At 54.9% G+C, this 16,646-nt stretch carries 17 protein-coding genes and 3 pseudogenes; 5 read left to right on the top strand and 15 right to left on the bottom strand.

Annotation, left to right across the window (positions count from 1 at the left end):
• The first annotated feature begins 186 nt into the window (after positions 1–186).
• Positions 187–981 carry a tyrosine-type recombinase/integrase gene (locus tag EF096_RS19430; RefSeq protein ID WP_228547919.1) on the top strand — a complete coding sequence of 265 codons (795 nt, stop codon included), beginning with the start codon at positions 187–189 and terminating at the stop codon, positions 979–981.
• 191 nt (positions 982–1,172) lie between these two features.
• Here EF096_RS19430 and EF096_RS19425 read toward each other — a convergent pair whose 3' ends face one another.
• From EF096_RS19425 to EF096_RS19400, 6 genes are all read right to left on the bottom strand, one after another.
• Entirely contained in the window at positions 1,173–1,799 is a 627-nt protein-coding gene (locus tag EF096_RS19425; protein ID WP_053113916.1) for an SCO family protein, read from the bottom strand.
• 17 nt (positions 1,800–1,816) lie between these two features.
• On the bottom strand, positions 1,817–2,173 hold the full coding sequence (locus EF096_RS19420) for a DUF3703 domain-containing protein (protein ID WP_008173648.1): 357 nt from the start codon (positions 2,171–2,173) through the stop codon (positions 1,817–1,819).
• Positions 2,174–2,230: 57 nt separating this feature from the next.
• Positions 2,231–2,953 (bottom strand): cytochrome c biogenesis CcdA family protein, encoded by a 723-nt coding sequence (locus tag EF096_RS19415; protein ID WP_008173647.1) that lies wholly within the window; start codon positions 2,951–2,953, stop codon positions 2,231–2,233.
• 81 nt (positions 2,954–3,034) lie between these two features.
• Positions 3,035–3,712: a DsbA family protein gene (locus EF096_RS19410; protein WP_123891401.1), complete on the bottom strand. Its 678-nt coding sequence runs from the start codon at positions 3,710–3,712 to the stop codon at positions 3,035–3,037.
• The gene (locus EF096_RS19405; RefSeq protein ID WP_008173641.1) at positions 3,709–4,143 is read right to left on the bottom strand and encodes a disulfide bond formation protein B; all 435 of its coding nucleotides are present in this window, start codon (positions 4,141–4,143) and stop codon (positions 3,709–3,711) included. Before EF096_RS19405 ends, EF096_RS19410 begins: the two co-directional genes overlap by 4 nt.
• Entirely contained in the window at positions 4,140–4,865 is a 726-nt protein-coding gene (locus EF096_RS19400; protein WP_008173639.1) for a cation diffusion facilitator family transporter, read from the bottom strand. The genes EF096_RS19405 and EF096_RS19400 overlap by 4 nt, the downstream gene beginning before the upstream one ends.
• Before the next feature lie 69 nt (positions 4,866–4,934).
• Between EF096_RS19400 and EF096_RS19395 the strand changes: the two genes are divergently transcribed.
• Complete coding sequence (locus EF096_RS19395; RefSeq protein ID WP_008173636.1) at positions 4,935–5,342, top strand: MerR family transcriptional regulator; 408 nt, start codon at positions 4,935–4,937, stop codon at positions 5,340–5,342.
• A gap of 61 nt (positions 5,343–5,403) precedes the next feature.
• Here EF096_RS19395 and EF096_RS19390 read toward each other — a convergent pair whose 3' ends face one another.
• The 9 genes and pseudogenes from EF096_RS19390 to EF096_RS19350 all read right to left on the bottom strand — a co-directional run bounded on the left by EF096_RS19390 (position 5,404) and on the right by EF096_RS19350 (position 12,338).
• On the bottom strand, positions 5,404–6,027 hold the full coding sequence (locus EF096_RS19390; RefSeq protein WP_123891400.1) for an SCO family protein: 624 nt from the start codon (positions 6,025–6,027) through the stop codon (positions 5,404–5,406).
• A pseudogene (locus tag EF096_RS19385) lies at positions 6,024–6,557 on the bottom strand (cytochrome c oxidase assembly protein); the annotation flags it as partial. The gene EF096_RS19390 and the pseudogene EF096_RS19385, both read right to left, overlap by 4 nt.
• Before the next feature lie 4 nt (positions 6,558–6,561).
• Positions 6,562–7,767 carry an ISL3 family transposase gene (locus EF096_RS19380; RefSeq protein ID WP_011785425.1) on the bottom strand — a complete coding sequence of 402 codons (1,206 nt, stop codon included), beginning with the start codon at positions 7,765–7,767 and terminating at the stop codon, positions 6,562–6,564.
• Between the two features lie 102 nt (positions 7,768–7,869).
• Positions 7,870–8,184 (bottom strand): annotated as a pseudogene (locus EF096_RS19375) (cytochrome c oxidase assembly protein); the annotation flags it as partial.
• A gap of 22 nt (positions 8,185–8,206) precedes the next feature.
• Positions 8,207–8,845, bottom strand: coding sequence for a DsbA family protein (locus EF096_RS19370; protein WP_058091791.1), 639 nt, complete (start codon positions 8,843–8,845; stop codon positions 8,207–8,209).
• Positions 8,846–8,889: 44 nt separating this feature from the next.
• Positions 8,890–9,891 carry an arsenic resistance protein gene (locus tag EF096_RS19365; RefSeq protein ID WP_206769037.1) on the bottom strand — a complete coding sequence of 334 codons (1,002 nt, stop codon included), beginning with the start codon at positions 9,889–9,891 and terminating at the stop codon, positions 8,890–8,892.
• A 33-nt stretch (positions 9,892–9,924) separates the two neighbouring features.
• Complete coding sequence (locus EF096_RS19360; RefSeq protein WP_008169406.1) at positions 9,925–10,833, bottom strand: cation diffusion facilitator family transporter; 909 nt, start codon at positions 10,831–10,833, stop codon at positions 9,925–9,927.
• Positions 10,834–10,930: 97 nt separating this feature from the next.
• A complete protein-coding gene (gene lspA, locus EF096_RS19355; RefSeq protein WP_123891399.1) occupies positions 10,931–11,437 on the bottom strand; it encodes a signal peptidase II in 507 nt (168 codons plus the stop codon).
• A gap of 4 nt (positions 11,438–11,441) precedes the next feature.
• A complete protein-coding gene (locus tag EF096_RS19350; protein ID WP_123891398.1) occupies positions 11,442–12,338 on the bottom strand; it encodes a cation transporter in 897 nt (298 codons plus the stop codon).
• Positions 12,339–12,436: 98 nt separating this feature from the next.
• Between EF096_RS19350 and cadR the strand changes: the two genes are divergently transcribed.
• From cadR to EF096_RS20685, 3 genes and pseudogenes are all read left to right on the top strand, one after another.
• Positions 12,437–12,871 carry a Cd(II)/Pb(II)-responsive transcriptional regulator gene (gene cadR / locus EF096_RS19345; protein ID WP_008175821.1) on the top strand — a complete coding sequence of 145 codons (435 nt, stop codon included), beginning with the start codon at positions 12,437–12,439 and terminating at the stop codon, positions 12,869–12,871.
• Positions 12,872–13,074: 203 nt separating this feature from the next.
• Positions 13,075–15,948, top strand: a pseudogene (locus EF096_RS19340) (efflux RND transporter permease subunit); the annotation flags it as partial.
• 21 nt (positions 15,949–15,969) lie between these two features.
• Entirely contained in the window at positions 15,970–16,608 is a 639-nt protein-coding gene (locus tag EF096_RS20685; RefSeq protein WP_305955069.1) for a TolC family protein, read from the top strand.
• Positions 16,609–16,646 lie beyond the last annotated feature (38 nt).

Genomic DNA, 16,646 nt, shown 5'->3' with positions numbered 1-16,646 from the left:
CTCGGTCAGCCACCTGTTTGACGGCTTCAATTTTAAATTCTTCGGTGTAGCGTGAGTTGCTCATTGGACCTCCTGGGTGCCTCGATTATAAGGCCTGGAGGTGTCTACGAAACTAGGGGCGATTCAGCTGTACGCACTCTGGGGGATCGATCTGCTGCAGAAGTTCGGCGTAAACATGTGGTAGAGATGGTGAAGGACATTCTTGACCGGGGAGCAAACGTTCAGGCTGGGAATGTGCTGCGTGAGCTCAGTGCCGCCTACGACTATGCGATTGGCCTTGGCAAGTTTGATGATGATTTTGCGAACCCGGCTTTGTTGGCAAAGTCGAGCCTGAAGCAGGCTAGAGTCCGACTTACGTCTGTTCGGGGCAAACGGGTATTGTCTGATGCGGAGTTGAAGGAAGTGTTAGCGTGGTTGCCAGGCTCTGGTTTCTCGGTAACACAGAAGAACGTCATTCGTCTGACTCTGTGGACCGGCGCTCGCACGGGGGAGGTTTGTAAGGCGCGTTGGTCTGATGTAGATCTCGATCGAGCCGTTTGGCATATGCGAGACTCCAAGAACGGAGCCGAGCGGTATGTGCAGTTGCCGAGCCAAGCTGTGGCTTTTCTCCGTCAGCTTCGTTTAACCACCAATACCTATCTGTTTCCTTCGAGTCGGACGGGATTGCCGATCCAGCAGAAATCGCTTACCGAAACAAAATGGTATTTGAGAAATTCTGCCAAGGCTCGAAGTGGCACCTACTTTAAGCCAGGCCAAGCTTGGCTGGATAGCATTCCTGACTGGTCTCCACATGATCTGCGTCGTACGGTTCGCACGGGGTTGTCTCGTTTAGGCTGTCGCAATGAAGTGGCTGAGGCAGTGATAGGGCATTCAAGAAAGGGTATTGAAGGGACTTATGATCTGCACGATTATGAACCCGAATGTCGCGAGTGGCTGCAAAAGTGGGCTGATCATCTGGAAACCCTTGACGGCGTGTGTTAGTTGGCATAACCCATCTTAATTTCACAAATTGCAGCAACCGGACAGAGAGAAATCTATTTCTATCTGCCTCTCTTAGGCTCGCCAGTCCCTGACCTTGCTGGCCTGCGGCCTCCACCGGACGCCTCGATCAGTCCGCTGCTAAACAAAAGCGAACATTCGAGTCAGAGCTTTCCTCCAGAGCCTCCAGTCATTCAGTAATCCTCTTCAAGCAGGCCAACAAGGTCCTGCCGAATGGATTGAGCGCTTAAATCTTCCGGCCGGATAAGCAGGCGAGGATTACCCTCACGATCAAACACATAGACTGCACCGCTGTGAGTAACGGCATAGTCACCTTCTGCGTCCGGTTCTTCATGCCCGAACGTCGTCCGGTATCGCTGGGTAAGCGTGCGGAGGTCAGAGGCGTTGCCGGTCAGCCCGATGATTTTGTCACCAAAAAAATTGACGTACTCCGCCAGGCGTTCGGGTGTGTCGCGCTGAGGATCGACACTGACGAACAACGTAAGTACTTCCTCCTGATTTTCCGTGCTCAGCCCGCTGACGGCCTGGCTGAGTTTTTGCAGAGCAGTGGGGCAAACATCAGGGCAAGAGGTAAATCCGAAAAACAGCATTCGTACCTGACCACTGTAATCATCGCCTGAAACCCGTGTTCCCTGACTGTCGATCAAATCGAATTCAAGCTTGGGCATCACGCCGCTGATGTCTGTCCCGTGCCAATCCGGCGGATCATCGCCCATGCAGCCAACAAGGAGGATTGCCAGCATCATCAATGCAATGGATGCAAAGCGCTTTGCGTGGTGTTGGAAGCAGGGTTTGATCATCAAGTGGTGTCCTTCAATTACGTGTTGGAAGGATTCTGGTGTCCCAGAACAATCGCCAAGTCTTCCGGCACCGCCATCGGTTCAAATGCGCTGACGTTGGCACGTCCCGTATTGCCGACAGGAACCCGGATTCGTGAAACCAGCAACGCAGCGAAGGCCCGAGCCAGCTGACCGAGAACCTCGCGAGCATCGCGCGCGTGCCAGCCAAGCCGGAGCATGCGCAAATGTGTTGTCGTGTGCGCTAACGCGAACTTCTGGCTCAGAATATGAGCCCGTTCAAGATGTCTGAACGCTGTAGCGACATCGCCCTGATTGTCAGCATCAGCGGCTGCTGCCGGTTCTGTCAGATAGAACGTCTTGAGTTCACTGTTCACTGCTCAGTTCTCCTGCCTTATCGGCCAGCTAAGTTGTGGGCAAAGATTTGCCCGGGATCAACCGAGTCTTCCGAGTACCGGAAATGCGGATAACATCCATGATGCAAACCGGGTCATCTGTCCCGTCAGCACCATTACCCCCATAACAACCAGAACCAGCCCTGCCAGGATTCTCAGTGACTGACTCCAGCGGCTCATCCAGCGCACTCGCGCCCGAAAGTGCTTAATAAATAAAGCCGTTGCCAAAAATGGAATTGCCAACCCCAGCGAATAAACGGCCAGGTACAGCATGCCGGTTTCAGCATTCGCATGGGTGGAACTGAGAGCCAGGATAGCGCCCAATATCGGGCCAATACACGGTGTCCACCCGACGGCAAAGGCCAAGCCGAGAAGGAACGCTGCCGTGGGCCGTCCACCCTCAAGGGTTTGCCCAAAGCGCCAGTCGCGCTGTAACGCGGGCATGCTCCACCAGCCCAGCATAAATAGCCCCATCAGCACAATCAGAATGCCCGCCACCAGATTGGCTTCCTGCCGGTAGGCCATCAGCCACTGACCGAGCAGACTAGCGCTGGCACCAAAAGCGATGAACACTACACTGAACCCAAGGACAAAACAGATACTGAGCCACAGAGATTGCAGTCGACTCGAACGGTCTGTGACAGTGCCGCCCGTAACGACCGATAGATACCCCGGAACCAGCGGCAGAGTGCAGGGTGAGAAAAATGACACCAGGCCGCCAAAAAAAGCAGCCAGCATTCCCCATGTCGCAAGATCTGGCATTTCCGTGAGTCCTCAATTTTCTGAGTTCAGTTGACGGTGGAGGGCATCAAGCCCATCCGTGTTTTGTTCGACACCGGTCGACTATTTCTGTGCGTCTGGGAGCGACTCCTGAACAAGACGAAGTAGCGGTTTGGGACCAAACTCCGTGAGTTGGCGGCCATTCACGAAAAAAGTCGGGGTGCCCCGAACACCGATGGTTTTGACGTCCTGCATGTCCTGATCAAGGATGGCGCTTATCCGTTCGGATTGCATATCCTCACGGGCTTGGGACAGGTCCAGACCGGCTGCCTCGGCCGCTCCCCATGCCTTGGCAACCTTCGGGTCGTCGTGCCAGGCCGGCTGCACCTCCAACACAGCTTCCAGCACCGGTTCATAGACATCTTGCAGGCGAGCTGCTTCCAGAATTCTGGAGACTTCCTCGGAACCCTGATGGAACATTGTGTACCGCAAAACAAGCCGCACCTGGCCTGGATACTCAGCAAGTATCTGTTTCACGATCGGGTAGAACGCCCGGCAGGCTTCGCAGGAGGGGTCGAAAAACTCAACGATGATCACCGGTGCGTCGGCAGGCCCGAATGTGGGCGAATGGAAGCGTACCAATGCTTGTTGGTTCGCGATCGGTTCGCCCGCGGCAACAGACTTTTCGCCGGTGGTGGCCGTTTTTTGAGGCTGCTGGGGCTGTGGCTTGAATAGGACGGCGGCTGAAAAGGCTGCGATCAGCACGAGACACACGACAACAAAGATGGCACGACGATTCATGTATGAACTCTCCGACGGATAAGCAAGAGCAGAATGATGATGGCAACAAAAATGGCCAGCGATAGAAACGGAAGCGGCAGCCCACCAAATATCGTCATTCCGTCACCCGAGCAGGACGGGCCAGTGGCCGTGCAGGGCTGAATGGGTTGTGGAATGAGCCCCACATAAAGCAGTGAGTGGGCTAGAGCGAACAGGGAGCCAATGACAGACAGCGGCATAGCGTAGCGCCAAACGTTAAAATCCGAGTAGTAGCAGGCGACTGCGAGAATCACCGCCAACGGAAACATGAAGGCGCGCTGAAACCAGCACAGAACGCACGGAGCCTGCCCGAGAACTTCCCCGATGTAGATGGCTGAAAGCGAGGACCCCGCCGCCAGTAGCCAGGCTGACAGCAGCAGCCCCCATGGAATCACCCGGTTATTGGTGGTCACCGGGATGGCTCTCTGGATTCATTGGCACAAGTGCTTTGCGAAGAAGAGCAGCAGCTGTTTCCAGCGGTATCGCCTTCATCTTTGCTCGATTTATCGGCGGTTTCAGCCCCACCGGCACGCCATTCCTCCATACCCTCACGGATGACCTGCCAAGCGGAGTGCAGGAATAGCGCAGCAATGGCGAGGCCCACAATGATGTCCGGCCAGAGGGTATTGGTGAGGGCGACCAATCCTGCCGCAATGATTACACTGCTATTGGCGAACAGATCGTTCCTGGAACACATCCAGGTGGAACGCATATTGAGATCGTCCGCACGATGACGGTAGAGCAACACAAAACAAACGCCGTTTGCAAACAGGGCAAGAGCGCCGACAGCGCCCATCCACTCGGCGGCGGGCACTTCCTGTATCACCAGCTTGCGGATGGCATCGGCGACAACAACAAGCCCGAACAACAGCATAAAGCCGCCTTTGAACAAAGCCGCTCCGGCACGCGCGCGACGGCTTCGGTCCAGCACGAACAGTGTCAGTGCATAGACAGACGCGTCGCCAAACATATCCAGCGAATCGCCCAGCAACGCGGTAGAGCTTGCAATCCAGCCGGCGCTGAATTCCACCACAAACATCACTGCGTTGATGGCAAGCGCAATGTAAAGCACCCGGCTTTGGCTCGCTCGCAATTGTGCCAGTTCACCGGCCTTGTTTTCACAGCAGCTGTCCACGACGAACCCTCCTAAAACGTGCAATACATCGATACACTGGTGGTTATAGTAACTATAAGGTCAATAGCGATGAGCGAAAAAAGGAACACGGTCGGTCGGCTAGCTGATGATACGGGCGTTAAGCCCGTGACCATCCGTTATTACGAAAAAATTGGACTGTTGCCGAAAGCGACCCGCTCGGAGTCGGGCTATCGTCTCTACTCCGAAGAGGATCATTCGCGGCTGCTGTTTATTCGACGAAGCCGCGGGCTCGGATTTAGCCTTGACGATATTCGTGAACTGCTTTCACTGGCGGATCGTCAGCAGGAGTCCTGTGCGGGTGTGGACGCCAAAGTTGAACAACAACTGGTTCAAGTGCGCTCTCGACTGAAAGATCTACATGCAATGGAACACGAGTTGGAAAGACTGAGTGCGTGTTGTGACGGCGGAGTTATTATGGACTGCCGAATTATCGAGACACTCTCCGGCTCTGCTTAACCACTTTGTATGTGCCCGCCAACCAGGACTGTCTCAATTCGAGTTGGGACAGTCTATTCAGTCAGGCATCCTCCTGAATAAGAGCAACGAGGTCATGCCGAATTTCTTCTCTACTCAGATCGGGCCGCATTAAGAGGCGGGGGTTACCTTCGCGATCAAATACATAAATCGCGCTGCTGTGTGACACCGCATAATTTCCATCAGCGGCAGGTTCGTCATAACCGAAGGTTGTTCTATATCGTTTTGCCAGTTCACGAAGCTGGGGTTCTTTTCCAGTGAGTCCTACAATATTGTCGCCGAAGAAATCCACGTATTTTGCGAGACGCTCAGGCGTGTCACGTTTCGGATCGACACTCACGAACAAAGTGAGTACTTCATCCTGAAGCGCGGGGTCCAGGCCACTGGTTGCCTGATTGAGTTTTTGCAGGGCGGTCGGGCAAACATCGGGGCACGAGGTGAACCCGAAAAACAGCATTCTCACGCGGCCACTGTAATCATCGCCAGATACAGACTTGCCCTGGCTATTGATCAGGTCGAATTCCAGCTCAGGCATCAAGCCACTGATGTTTTTACCGTTCCAGTCTTCCTCGTCATTGCCAAAGCAACCAGTCAGCAATAGGGATGCTATCAGCGTTAAGGTCGCCGATATGATGTTGGTGCGCTGTCGCCAGAAGCGAGTTCTCATGACGCTGTTTCCTCAAGTTGTTTGGATTGGTTGGTATATTTTCCGTCCTGATGCATGGCTCGCCGGAGCATCAGAAGAATGCCAAGAATGCTCATCATGGCCGGAGGAATATAGGTCAGCATGCCTCCCAGTAGCTGGTCGACTTCCGGGTCCAGCGGCCAGGCCCTGCCACAGACTTCGTAAACGTCATAGACCATGTCACGTGAAAACACGATCCACGCCCCAAGAAACATCTGAAGCACACCTGCGGCGGCCAGAACCAACATGCGTCTGCCATACCCCAGCGATGAGGTGATCGCCGGCGGTCTTGGATCAAAGATCAACCACCAGAACAGCAGGCCATCCAGCAACATGCTCCAGTTCATGACCCAATACAGATCCCGGCTGAGCATGGCGTCAAAATGGATTGATGACCACAGCCAGAAATAGATAAGCCCGACAAACAGGAAAAGGGCGATAAAAGGCTGTTGCAGAACGTTATAGACCCAGCCCAGAGGCCTCAATGTATGCCTCCAGCCCGGGCTGATTTTTGGTTCATCGCGCTTTACCGGGAAATGCTGCTTTTATCTTCAGAAAGAAGTAGTCGTTATCCCGGTAGCCGTAGGCCACCCGCTTGATCACCTTGATCTTGTTGTTCATTCCCTCCAACACACTGGTGTTCAACCGGTAGACCGCGCTGGCGATAATGCCGTCGACGTAGCCCTTGAGGCGCCTGGCAAACTGCTGCACAGGGGCCAGCCCACTACTCATAGCTAGATTTAGCCAGTCTTGCCAGCGTTGTCTGGCATCGGCCTCTGAGGGAGCGTACCAGAGCTCTTTGAGCTGGTCTTTCAGGACGTAGACAGTCATCAGGGGCTGGTTGGCTTGCAGCAGTTCTTCGAGCTTCAGAGCCTGCTCATCCTTGAGGTTGCCTCGGTTTCTGAGCAACAGCCAGCGACTTCGTTTCACTACTTTGCGAGCCGGCTTGTCGTGTCGAAGCTGATTGGCCTGATCGACCCGGACACGGTCAATCACTTCCCGTCCGAACTTTGCTACAACGTGGAACAGGTCATAGACCACCCGTGCTTGTGGGCAGTGGTGCTGAACTTCCAGGTCCATGGCGGTATTCATATCCATCGCCACGGCTTCGATCTGGCCACAGGTTTCCGGCCCCAGCCATTCAAAGAAGGGGCGTACCGCTGCTCGACTGCGGCCTTCTCCAACCCAGAGGACTTGTTGAGTATCCGCATCAATCGCCACGGTGGCGTAGCGGTGTCCCTTGAACAAGGCGAACTCATCCATGATCAGTCGACGAATCCGGCGTTTATCTGGCTCAGTCACTTCTCGTTTGAGGCGCCGATGGTCGATGGCCTTGACCGTATGCCAATGCAACCCTAGCAGCGTTGCCACATGTTGGATCGGCATCAGTCGTACCAGGGATTCAATCCAACTGACCATGCCTGCCGTCAGACGCTGTCGCCCTGGTAACCAGCGAATCTGTTCAAGCTTGGGGCCACAGGTCGTACAACGAACTCGGCGAACTGGCACGTCCAGCCAGACGCGGTATTGGAACAGGTCGCGTTCTCGGACTCGTCGGGTGCTGATGTCATGGATGGCAAGCGTGTGCTGATTACAACCACTGCAGCATGGCAAGTAATCGTCGGCAGGTTGCAGTCGGATGAGCAGAGATTGAGCGTCAATCTGGGCATACGATTCTATCGTGAATCCTTCCCAGAACAGGGCAAGAGGATTAGCATTCATAGGGACGGCGGTGAGTCGGTCAGGTTTGTTGTTTTGGCGAACTCAAAACTAACCGGTTTTACCGCCGTCTCCTACTTTTTCACGCTAACCCGCGATGAACCTGATTTTTGCGAACCAGAACCGCATGACCGGTAAAGGGTTGGACAGGGCGATCAGGATCGGACCGATATGATGAAGAATCAGGTGCTGACCCCGATGGACGAAGAACATGTATTGTGCGTAGTAATCGAAGCGGGTCTGCATCACCGCATAACAGATCAGTACCCCCAGGGTGAACGCAAAGATCCGCAGTGAGCCTGGCCGGTCCTGTTCCGGCATCCGAATTAGCCCGACGCCATAGAATCCCATCACGAGCATGTAGCTGAGTATGGTCAGCGGCGAGAAATCGTAGGGTAAAAGGTAGTCAAGCAGTGACATAGCGTTGCCGGTTGTTTTGTTGTTATTTCAGTGACCCTACCTTGGATGTCACCAGGTCGTACAGTTCCTGAGGCCCCAGGCGGCTCAAGGTGTCTCCGTTAACGTAGAATGTTGGGGTTCCGGAAATTCCAACCGCCTTAACGTCCGCAGCATCCTGTTGAATAATGCCGTCAATCTCGGGTGAGTTCATACCGGCCCGAGCGGCTTCGACATCAAGTCCGGCTGACTCCGCCGCATCCCATGCTGCGGCGACCTTTGGATCATCGTGCCATTTCGGTTGTGCTTCCATAACAGCGTCCAGTACCGGCTCATAGACCCCCTGTTCACGGGCGGTTTCCAGGATTCTGACGGCCTCTTCCGAGCCTTTGTGAAACAATACGTAGCGCAGTACCAGACGCACGTTGTCCGGGTAGGCAGCCTGAATCTGTTTCACATAGGGATGCATGGCGCGACAACCTTCGCAGGATGGGTCGAAGAACTCGACAATGGTTACCGGCGCGTCCTCAGGGCCAATAACGGGAGAGTAATCCCTCACCAGTGGCGTTTTTTCAACAACGGCGGGTTCATTAGTGCCCTGGGAGCGATCGTAAATAACAAAAGCACCAGCAAAGACAACCAGACAAAAAAGAAGGAGACTGATGACCAGGGTTCGGGTTTGCACGGGAGATCTTCCTATTTTAAATGAGTTTACGGGTTTCAGATTATTCAGGTGTCCGGTAGCAGCCGACTAGGCACCCACCGCAGATAAAGCATCATTCCAAACAGTTCCAACAAAGACTGGACGACAATCACCACGACGGCCACAGCCCAGGCCTCTGGCATTGACAGTGCCAAAGGTAAAACCACGAAGGAGTTGCGTGTTCCTAGGCTGAAGATGACGGTGCGACCGGTTTCTACCGGTAATCGAAAGACCCGGCGCAGAGCCTTTCCAACCAGAGCCGCAGCTAGAAGATAGGCCGGAAACAGAATCATCAAGGGCCAGATAAGTGAGCCGGTACTGTCGATCTGGCTGACCTGTGTCATTGAGATGATGAACAGTACGACTGTCAGCAGAGGGACCGGCATCAGACCCATGAAGCGAATGAACCCGATGGCTTTTCTGGAGTTTTCGGCCCATTTTTCAGTCAGAAATGCCAGGATAAGCGGGACAATAATCAGCCCGCCAAAGGCCGGCAGGAGGTGCCGCCCAAGCTCAAGATTCACGTCGAACTGATTACCCATGAAAAGCCAGAGGTAAAGTGGAAGAAGACCCAGTTGAGCAATCAGCAGAACCGGTGTTGCCGCAATGGCTCGGGTGCTGTCCCCCTTGCCTAGGTGAGTGAAGGTGACAAACCAGTCGGTACAGGGCATCAGCAATACCAGAAGCACTCCCAACTTCAGCGCGTCATTGTCCGGCAGCGCCAATATCAGCAAGGCAGTGATCGCCGGCATGACCAGAAAATTTCCGGTGAGCAAGGCACCCATGAACCGACGGTCCCGGAACATATCAGACAGGTGGGTCAACGGTGTTTGAGTAAATGTGGCGTAGAGCAGAACTCCGAGCAACCCCCAGATTAAGTAATCCGGCACACTGTCACCGAGGGACGATGTCCAATCCACAGACAGTCCGAAAACAACAGCGATGAGGTAGGCCCAGACCTGGTGGCGTTCAATTACGTCTCGCATGGCGTGCTCGTAACCGAGTGGAATGTCGGCCATTCGCAGCATATCTGCCACACGGTACCCTTTTCAGCAGCCCTGCTAGCCATGGCCATAAGTATGGGCATCTTTGTGACTGTGATCAGGATGTTCAAACTCCAATGTTGAATGAGTGATGCCGAACTCGTTTTCCAAAGTTCGTTTTATCCCACCCTTGACTTTTTCAAGTTCATTCCAGGCACTTATTTCGACCACCACATGGGCGTCGAGGGAGGCATCATGCTCACCCATCTGCCAGAAATGTACGTGGTGAAGGTCTAAAACGCCTTCTACGTTTGATAAAGCCTCGATGACAGAATCTGTGTCGATATCCAATGGACTACCCAGCATGAGTGTCCGGATGGTTCCGCCGATTTCCGTTAGACCCAGGTAGAGAATATAGCTTGCGATACCAATTGTGATCGCGGGATCAACCCAACGCATGTCGTACAGGAGAATCAGGGCGCCGCCTACAACGACTGCAATTGACGCAAACGCATCAGACAAGTTGTGTAGAAACAGCGCACGGATGTTGACGCTGTCCTTTTGCATGGAGTAAGTAAGCAGCGCGGTCAAACCATCCACTACCAATGCGATAATGCCAAGCCAAACTACCCACCACCCCTTGATTTCCGGGGGATCTATGAATCGCATGCCACCTTCGTAGATCAAATATGCCCCGATCATTATCAAAGTGGTGTAATTTATGAGTGCCGCAACAACCTCAATTCTCCCGTAGCCAAAGGTCATCTTCGAGTCGGCCGGGCGGCGTGCAATCTTCCGCGCCGCAAATGCGATAAATAGTGACGCCATATCCGAAAAGTTGTGTATAGCGTCGGCTATCAGCGCCAAGCTGCCAGCGAAGATCCCTCCAGCGATCTGAGCCAAGGTTAGGATACCGTTCGCCCAGATAGCTACTGCAACTCTCTTATCCTTAGTATCCGGTGACATGTGAGCATGCTCGTGGCCCATTGTTTTCTCCTTGGTCGTTGCTGTTCAATTAAACGTAGTCGCAACACTCGCTAAGCCTGGCTCAGAGGGCTTAGCGAGTGTTGCGACCGCGCGAAAACTAGCCATTCTGGCGATTTTCCATGTTATTCCCGGCACCTTTCTCGGCTGTGAAGCCCGTGACCAAAATCATGGCCACGCTCAGGAGGATGAACACGTCGGCAAGGTTGAACGCCGGCCAATGCCAAGATTGCCAATGGAAATCCAGGTAATCGACAACGTAGCCTCGGAAAACTCGGTCGATGACATTTCCGAATGCACCGCCAAGTACCATCGCATAGGCCAGGGCTTCTGTTCGCTTATGGCTGTCCCGCATCAATTTGACCAGAACAGCCACGGCTATCGCAATAAAAAAATATCGCTGCCAGCCCCCGCCATCGGCGAAGAGACTAAAGGCAGTGCCTTTATTCCATACGTGCACCCAATTAAAGAAAGGAGTGATCTCAACCGATTGCCCGTAAGCCATGGATTGCTGGACGAGCCATTTAATAAGCTGGTCGGCCAGCGCTACCAGTGTGGAAAAGCCGAGAAAGATAAACGTAGAAAAACTAGCACGGTGTTCAGACATCGAATTATCCTTTTAGTGCAAGGATGCGCTTGGCACCAATGAATACAATGCCTCCCACAACGCCGCCAATAACCAGATCCGGATAGTTTGAACCGGTCCAGGCAACAAGAAGCCCCGCAAGGATAACTCCCAGATTGATAACCACATCATTGGCCGAGAATATCCAGCTTGCCTTCATATGCGCGCCGCCTTCGCGGTGCTTGGATATCAACAGCAGGCAACCGGTATTGGCGATCAACGCGACGAAGGCGATCGCCATCATCATCAGCGATTCAGGCTCACTACCGAAAACAAAGCGTCGCACCACCTCGACGAGTACGCCGATAGCCAAAATCAGTTGCAGTACCCCTGCCAGATGCGCGGCACGTACCTGCATTTTCGCACTGCGCCCTACGGCATAGAGAGCCAGGCCATAGACGGCTGCATCGGCAAACATATCCAGGGAATCAGCGATCAGGCCGGTAGACTGGGCGATCAGGCCAGCAGTCATTTCCACCACGAACATGATCGCATTGATACCGAGCAACACGCGCAGAGTGCCTGACTCCTGCGTAGCAGAGACTGCCGAGCTCTCAGCGGCCTTGATCGTCTCTGGGTCGGCAATGACGGTTTCCTGAAGAGAGGCGCCTAGCCCCAAGGTCGCCAGTTTCGCGGTAATGGGCTCAGCCTCGCCGTCATGCACGACCTCCAATCGGCGGTTCGACAAGTCGAAGGACAGCGTTCGAATCTCATCAAAGCCGTTCAGCGCCAAGCGGATCATCCGTTCTTCTGAGGGACAATCCATCTTCGGCACAGCATACACGCTGACCCATTCCCCTGACGCTTCGGAGGAGACCGGCATATCGGTATCCGCTGCAGGCGTTGCATCGCAGCTACATGGGCCACCACAGGCTTTACTCACGATACGGCTCCAGTTAACCAACATAGATTGCTAGTGTTAAAAACTATATAGCTACTATAAGGTCAATGGGACAGATGATCCGTTGAGGAGTAAGCCTGATGCGCATTGGTCAGTTAGCCCAGATAGCGGGTATCGACACGCAGACGATCCGCTTCTATGAGCAGCAGGGCCTGTTGCCGCCGCCAGAACGGCAGGAGAATGGTTACCGTGTCTATACCGAGAAGCATGGCGAGTGGCTTGCCTTTATCCGCCGCTGCCGAATTCTGGACCTGTCACTGACAGAGATTCGCGAGCTACAGAGCTATCAGGACGACCCTCGCCAGCCTTGTACCGCCGTCAACGCCATGCTCGATGACCACATCTCTCATGTGCGGTCGCAGATAACTGCTCTGCAAGCGCTTGAGCAACAACTCGTTTCACTGAGGGCGAGTTGCAACGAGGGTCGAGAGATCAATGCCTGCGGCATCCTGACGGGGATCAGCGAGGAGAGCAAACAACAGCTGTATAGGGCTAGCTCAGGCCGTAAGGACTGAGCAGAGACATGCCGGACCTTGCAGTGACATTGTGAATGCATGGTGTGTTGATCGCGAAGCCTCACTGCGTATCTCGGCATGCGAACCTGGGCGTTGCTGCAAACTTGCAGGGGCCGTGAAGAAGAGTCGTCATCAACCAGGTAATCCGCTGAGCTGATGGTTGGTTCCGTCATCATGATATGAGCCAATCAACCAAAAAATCCGGATACCCCTTTTTTGGTGATTCCTTTGTCTATGTCATTTTCGATGACAACACCGATCTGTACTGGGCCCGCTCCCGGGTACTGGAGTACCTGAGCCAGGTGGCCGGGCAATTGCCCGATGCCGCCAAACCAGAGCTGGGGCCGGATGCAACCGGCGTTGGCTGGGTATACTCCTACGCCCTGGTGGACCGCACCGGTCAGCATGACCTGTCGGAACTGCGGGCTATTCAGGACTGGTTCCTGAAGTTTGAACTGCAAACCGTGCCCGGTGTATCCGAGGTCGCCAGCGTTGGCGGCATGGTGAAACAGTATCAGGTCGTGGTGAACCCGGACAGACTGCGGGCCCACGACATTACCCTGCAGCGCATCCATTCCGCCATCAACAGCGCCAACCAGGAAACCGGCGCCTCGGTGGTGGAGATGGCCGAGGCGGAATACATGGTACGGGTCACCGGCTACCTGCAGAACGAAGACGATCTGCGACAGGTCCCCCTGGGGGTCAACGACAACGGCAAGCCCCTGTTACTGAAAGACGTGGCCGATGTGCAGCTTGGCCCACAGGTCCGTCGCGGTATCGCCGAACTGAATGGGGAAGGGGAAGTGGCCGGAGGCATTGTGGTGATGCGTTTCGGTGAGAACGCCTTGAAAACCATCGAAGGGGTCAACCAACGCTTGGAGGACATCAAAACCAGCCTCCCCGATGGTGTAGAAGTGGTTCCTACCTACGATCGCTCCACACTCATTAATAACGCCGTGGACAACCTGTATGGCAAGTTATTGAAAGAGTTCCTGGTGGTCGTCCTTATTTGCGCAGTATTCCTGTTCCATCTACGGTCGTCGCTGGTGGTCATCGTCAGTCTGCCCGTAGGTATCCTTGCGGCGTTCGTGGTGATGCACGCCCAGGGCATCAACGCCAATATCATGTCCCTCGGGGGTATTGCCATTGCCATCGGCGCCATGGTGGACGGGGCCATCGTGATGGTGGAGAACGTCCATAAACACATGGAGCGAACCCCGCTGACACCGGAAAACCGATGGGCCGTGATGTCGCGGGCCGCGGGTGAGGTGGGGCCCGCGCTGTTTTTCTCACTGATGATCATCACCGTGAGCTTTCTGCCGGTCTTCACCCTGGAGGCTCAGGAGGGCAAGCTCTTCGCCCCCCTGGCGTTCACCAAAACCTACGCCATGGCGGCGGCAGCCGGGCTGGCCATCACTCTCGTTCCAGTGCTGATGGGCTATTTCATCCGTGGCAAGGTATTGCCAGAACATCGCAATCCCATCAACCGACTGCTGATCGCCCTGTACCGACCGATTATCGGCTGGGCTTTGCGACGGCCGGCATTGATGCTTGCCGGAGGCCTGGTGGTGCTGATCATCGGCTTCTGGCCGGCCAACAAGCTGGGCAGTGAATTCATGCCGCCTCTGGACGAGGGGGATCTGATGTACATGCCCACCACCTATCCTGGTATCTCCATTGGCAAGGCCCGACAGATTCTGCAACAGACCGACAAGCTGATTGCCAGTATTCCGGAAGTGGAGACCGTGTTCGGAAAAATTGGCCGCGCCGATACGGCCACCGATCCTGCCCCGCTGACCATGATTGAGACCTTTATCCAGTTCAAACCACGGGACCAGTGGCGACCCGGCATGACGCCGGAATCTCTGCGCCGGGAACTGGACAGGACCGTCAGACTTCCGGGCCTTACTAACGCCTGGGTCATGCCGATCAAAACCCGCATCGACATGCTCTCCACGGGCATCAAGACCCCAGTCGGCATCAAGGTGGCCGGTCCTGACCTGGCGGTGATCCAGGGTATAGGGGAAGAGCTCGAGCGGGTGTTGACTGACATACCCGGCACAGCCTCTGCGTTTTCCGAGCGGGTGGCCGGCGGACGCTACATCAAGGTGGATATACAGCGCGAGGCTGCCGCTCGTTTCGGGCTGAATATCGCAGACATTCAATCGGTCGTACGTACCGCGATTGGCGGCATGAACGTGGCCAACACGGTGGAGGGTCTGGAGCGCTATCCCATCAATCTGCGCTATCCCCAGGGTTACCGGGATTCGGTGGAGCAGATGCGCCTGCTGCCGATGGTGACACCCAATGGCCAGCGTATCGCGTTGGCCGATGTGGCGGATATCCGGATCGACCAGGGGCCGCCCATGATCAAGTCGGAAAACGCCCGTATCAATGGCTGGACTCTGGTGGATATCGAGGGCCGGGATCTGGGCAGTTGGGTAAGGGAGGCGCAGTCCGTGGTGCAAGAACAGGTGGATCTACCTGCTGGCTACTCCCTGACTTGGTCTGGCCAATATGAGTATATGCAGCGGGCCAAGGAACGCCTGACGCTGGTGGTGCCGCTGACCCTGGCCATCATCATCATTCTGCTGTACCTGAACTTCCGCAACCTGACCGAGGTGGGCATTATTCTCGGCACCCTGCCATTCGGCATGATCGGTGGCATCTGGCTGATGTATCTGCTGGGTTACAACCTCTCCGTGGCCGTGGCCGTCGGTTTTATTGCCCTGGCCGGGGTGGCGGTGGAGATCGGAGTCCTGATGCTGGTGTACCTGAACCAGTCTCTGCATAACGCTTTGGAAACCGTGGATCATCAATCAGGCCAGCTGTCGGCAGATGCCCTGCGCAAGGCGATCAGTGACGGTGCTGCGCAACGGGTGCGTCCGATCATGATGACCTTCGCGGCCATTGTAGCTGGCCTGGTGCCCATCATGCTGGGCAGTGGCACCGGCTCAGAAGTCATGCAACGCATCGCCGGCCCGATGATCGGTGGCATGGTCACCACGTTGATCCTGACCCTGCTGCTGATTCCGGTGATTTTCTATCTCTGGCAGCGCGCACGGCTGAAAAAAAATCGCCAAAAAAGGAACATTCCGATGATTAGACCCATTGGCATCCAAACCGTTCTGATCCTGCTGATCACAATGGCCTTGCCGATAAACGCCGAACCTATTGAGGTCGTTGACGATTGGGTTCAAGAGGCTCTGACCAATAACGCGACTCTGGGCGCGCAAAGATCTGTCGCCGAAATGTCAGAAGCCAAAGTGGAGGGCTCAGATACTTGGGCCGACCCGGTCATCAAGTATGGCATTGCGCCTGAAACTCTAGAGGGACCTAATACAGTTGGGCATCGCTTTGAGGTAAGCCAGCAGCTGCCCTGGCCGGATCATCTGTCGGCGTCTCGCAAGGCAGCGGAGGCCGGAATGCTTGCCGCCCAGCAGGAGACTCAGTGGCTAATAAGGCAGCTGACAGCTCGCGTTAAGGAGGCGTATGCATATTGGTGGTATACCAATGAAGCGATCAATCTCCATCATGAGACACGCGCTTTGGTCGAGCAACTGGCCACCGTAACGGAACAGAGGCTTGACTATGGCATCGGCTCGCAAAGTGAAATGCTCAGGGTCAAAACGGAGTTGGATACTCTAACCCGGATTTCTCATAGGTCCCCAGCAAGTCTCGCAGACTGTGCGGGTTACCGCCATTACCGCTCATTGGCGGCCGTGACTGATCAATAATCGATCAATTCCTGTTGTCCGGACACACGGCCCCCTTT

It is taken from the genome of Pseudomonas neustonica (genome assembly GCF_003797945.1).
GTDB classification, from domain to species: domain Bacteria; phylum Pseudomonadota; class Gammaproteobacteria; order Pseudomonadales; family Pseudomonadaceae; genus Halopseudomonas; species Halopseudomonas neustonica.
The sequence above is the reverse complement of the archived record's forward strand: the minus strand, read 5'-3'. Positions and strand labels throughout refer to the sequence as shown.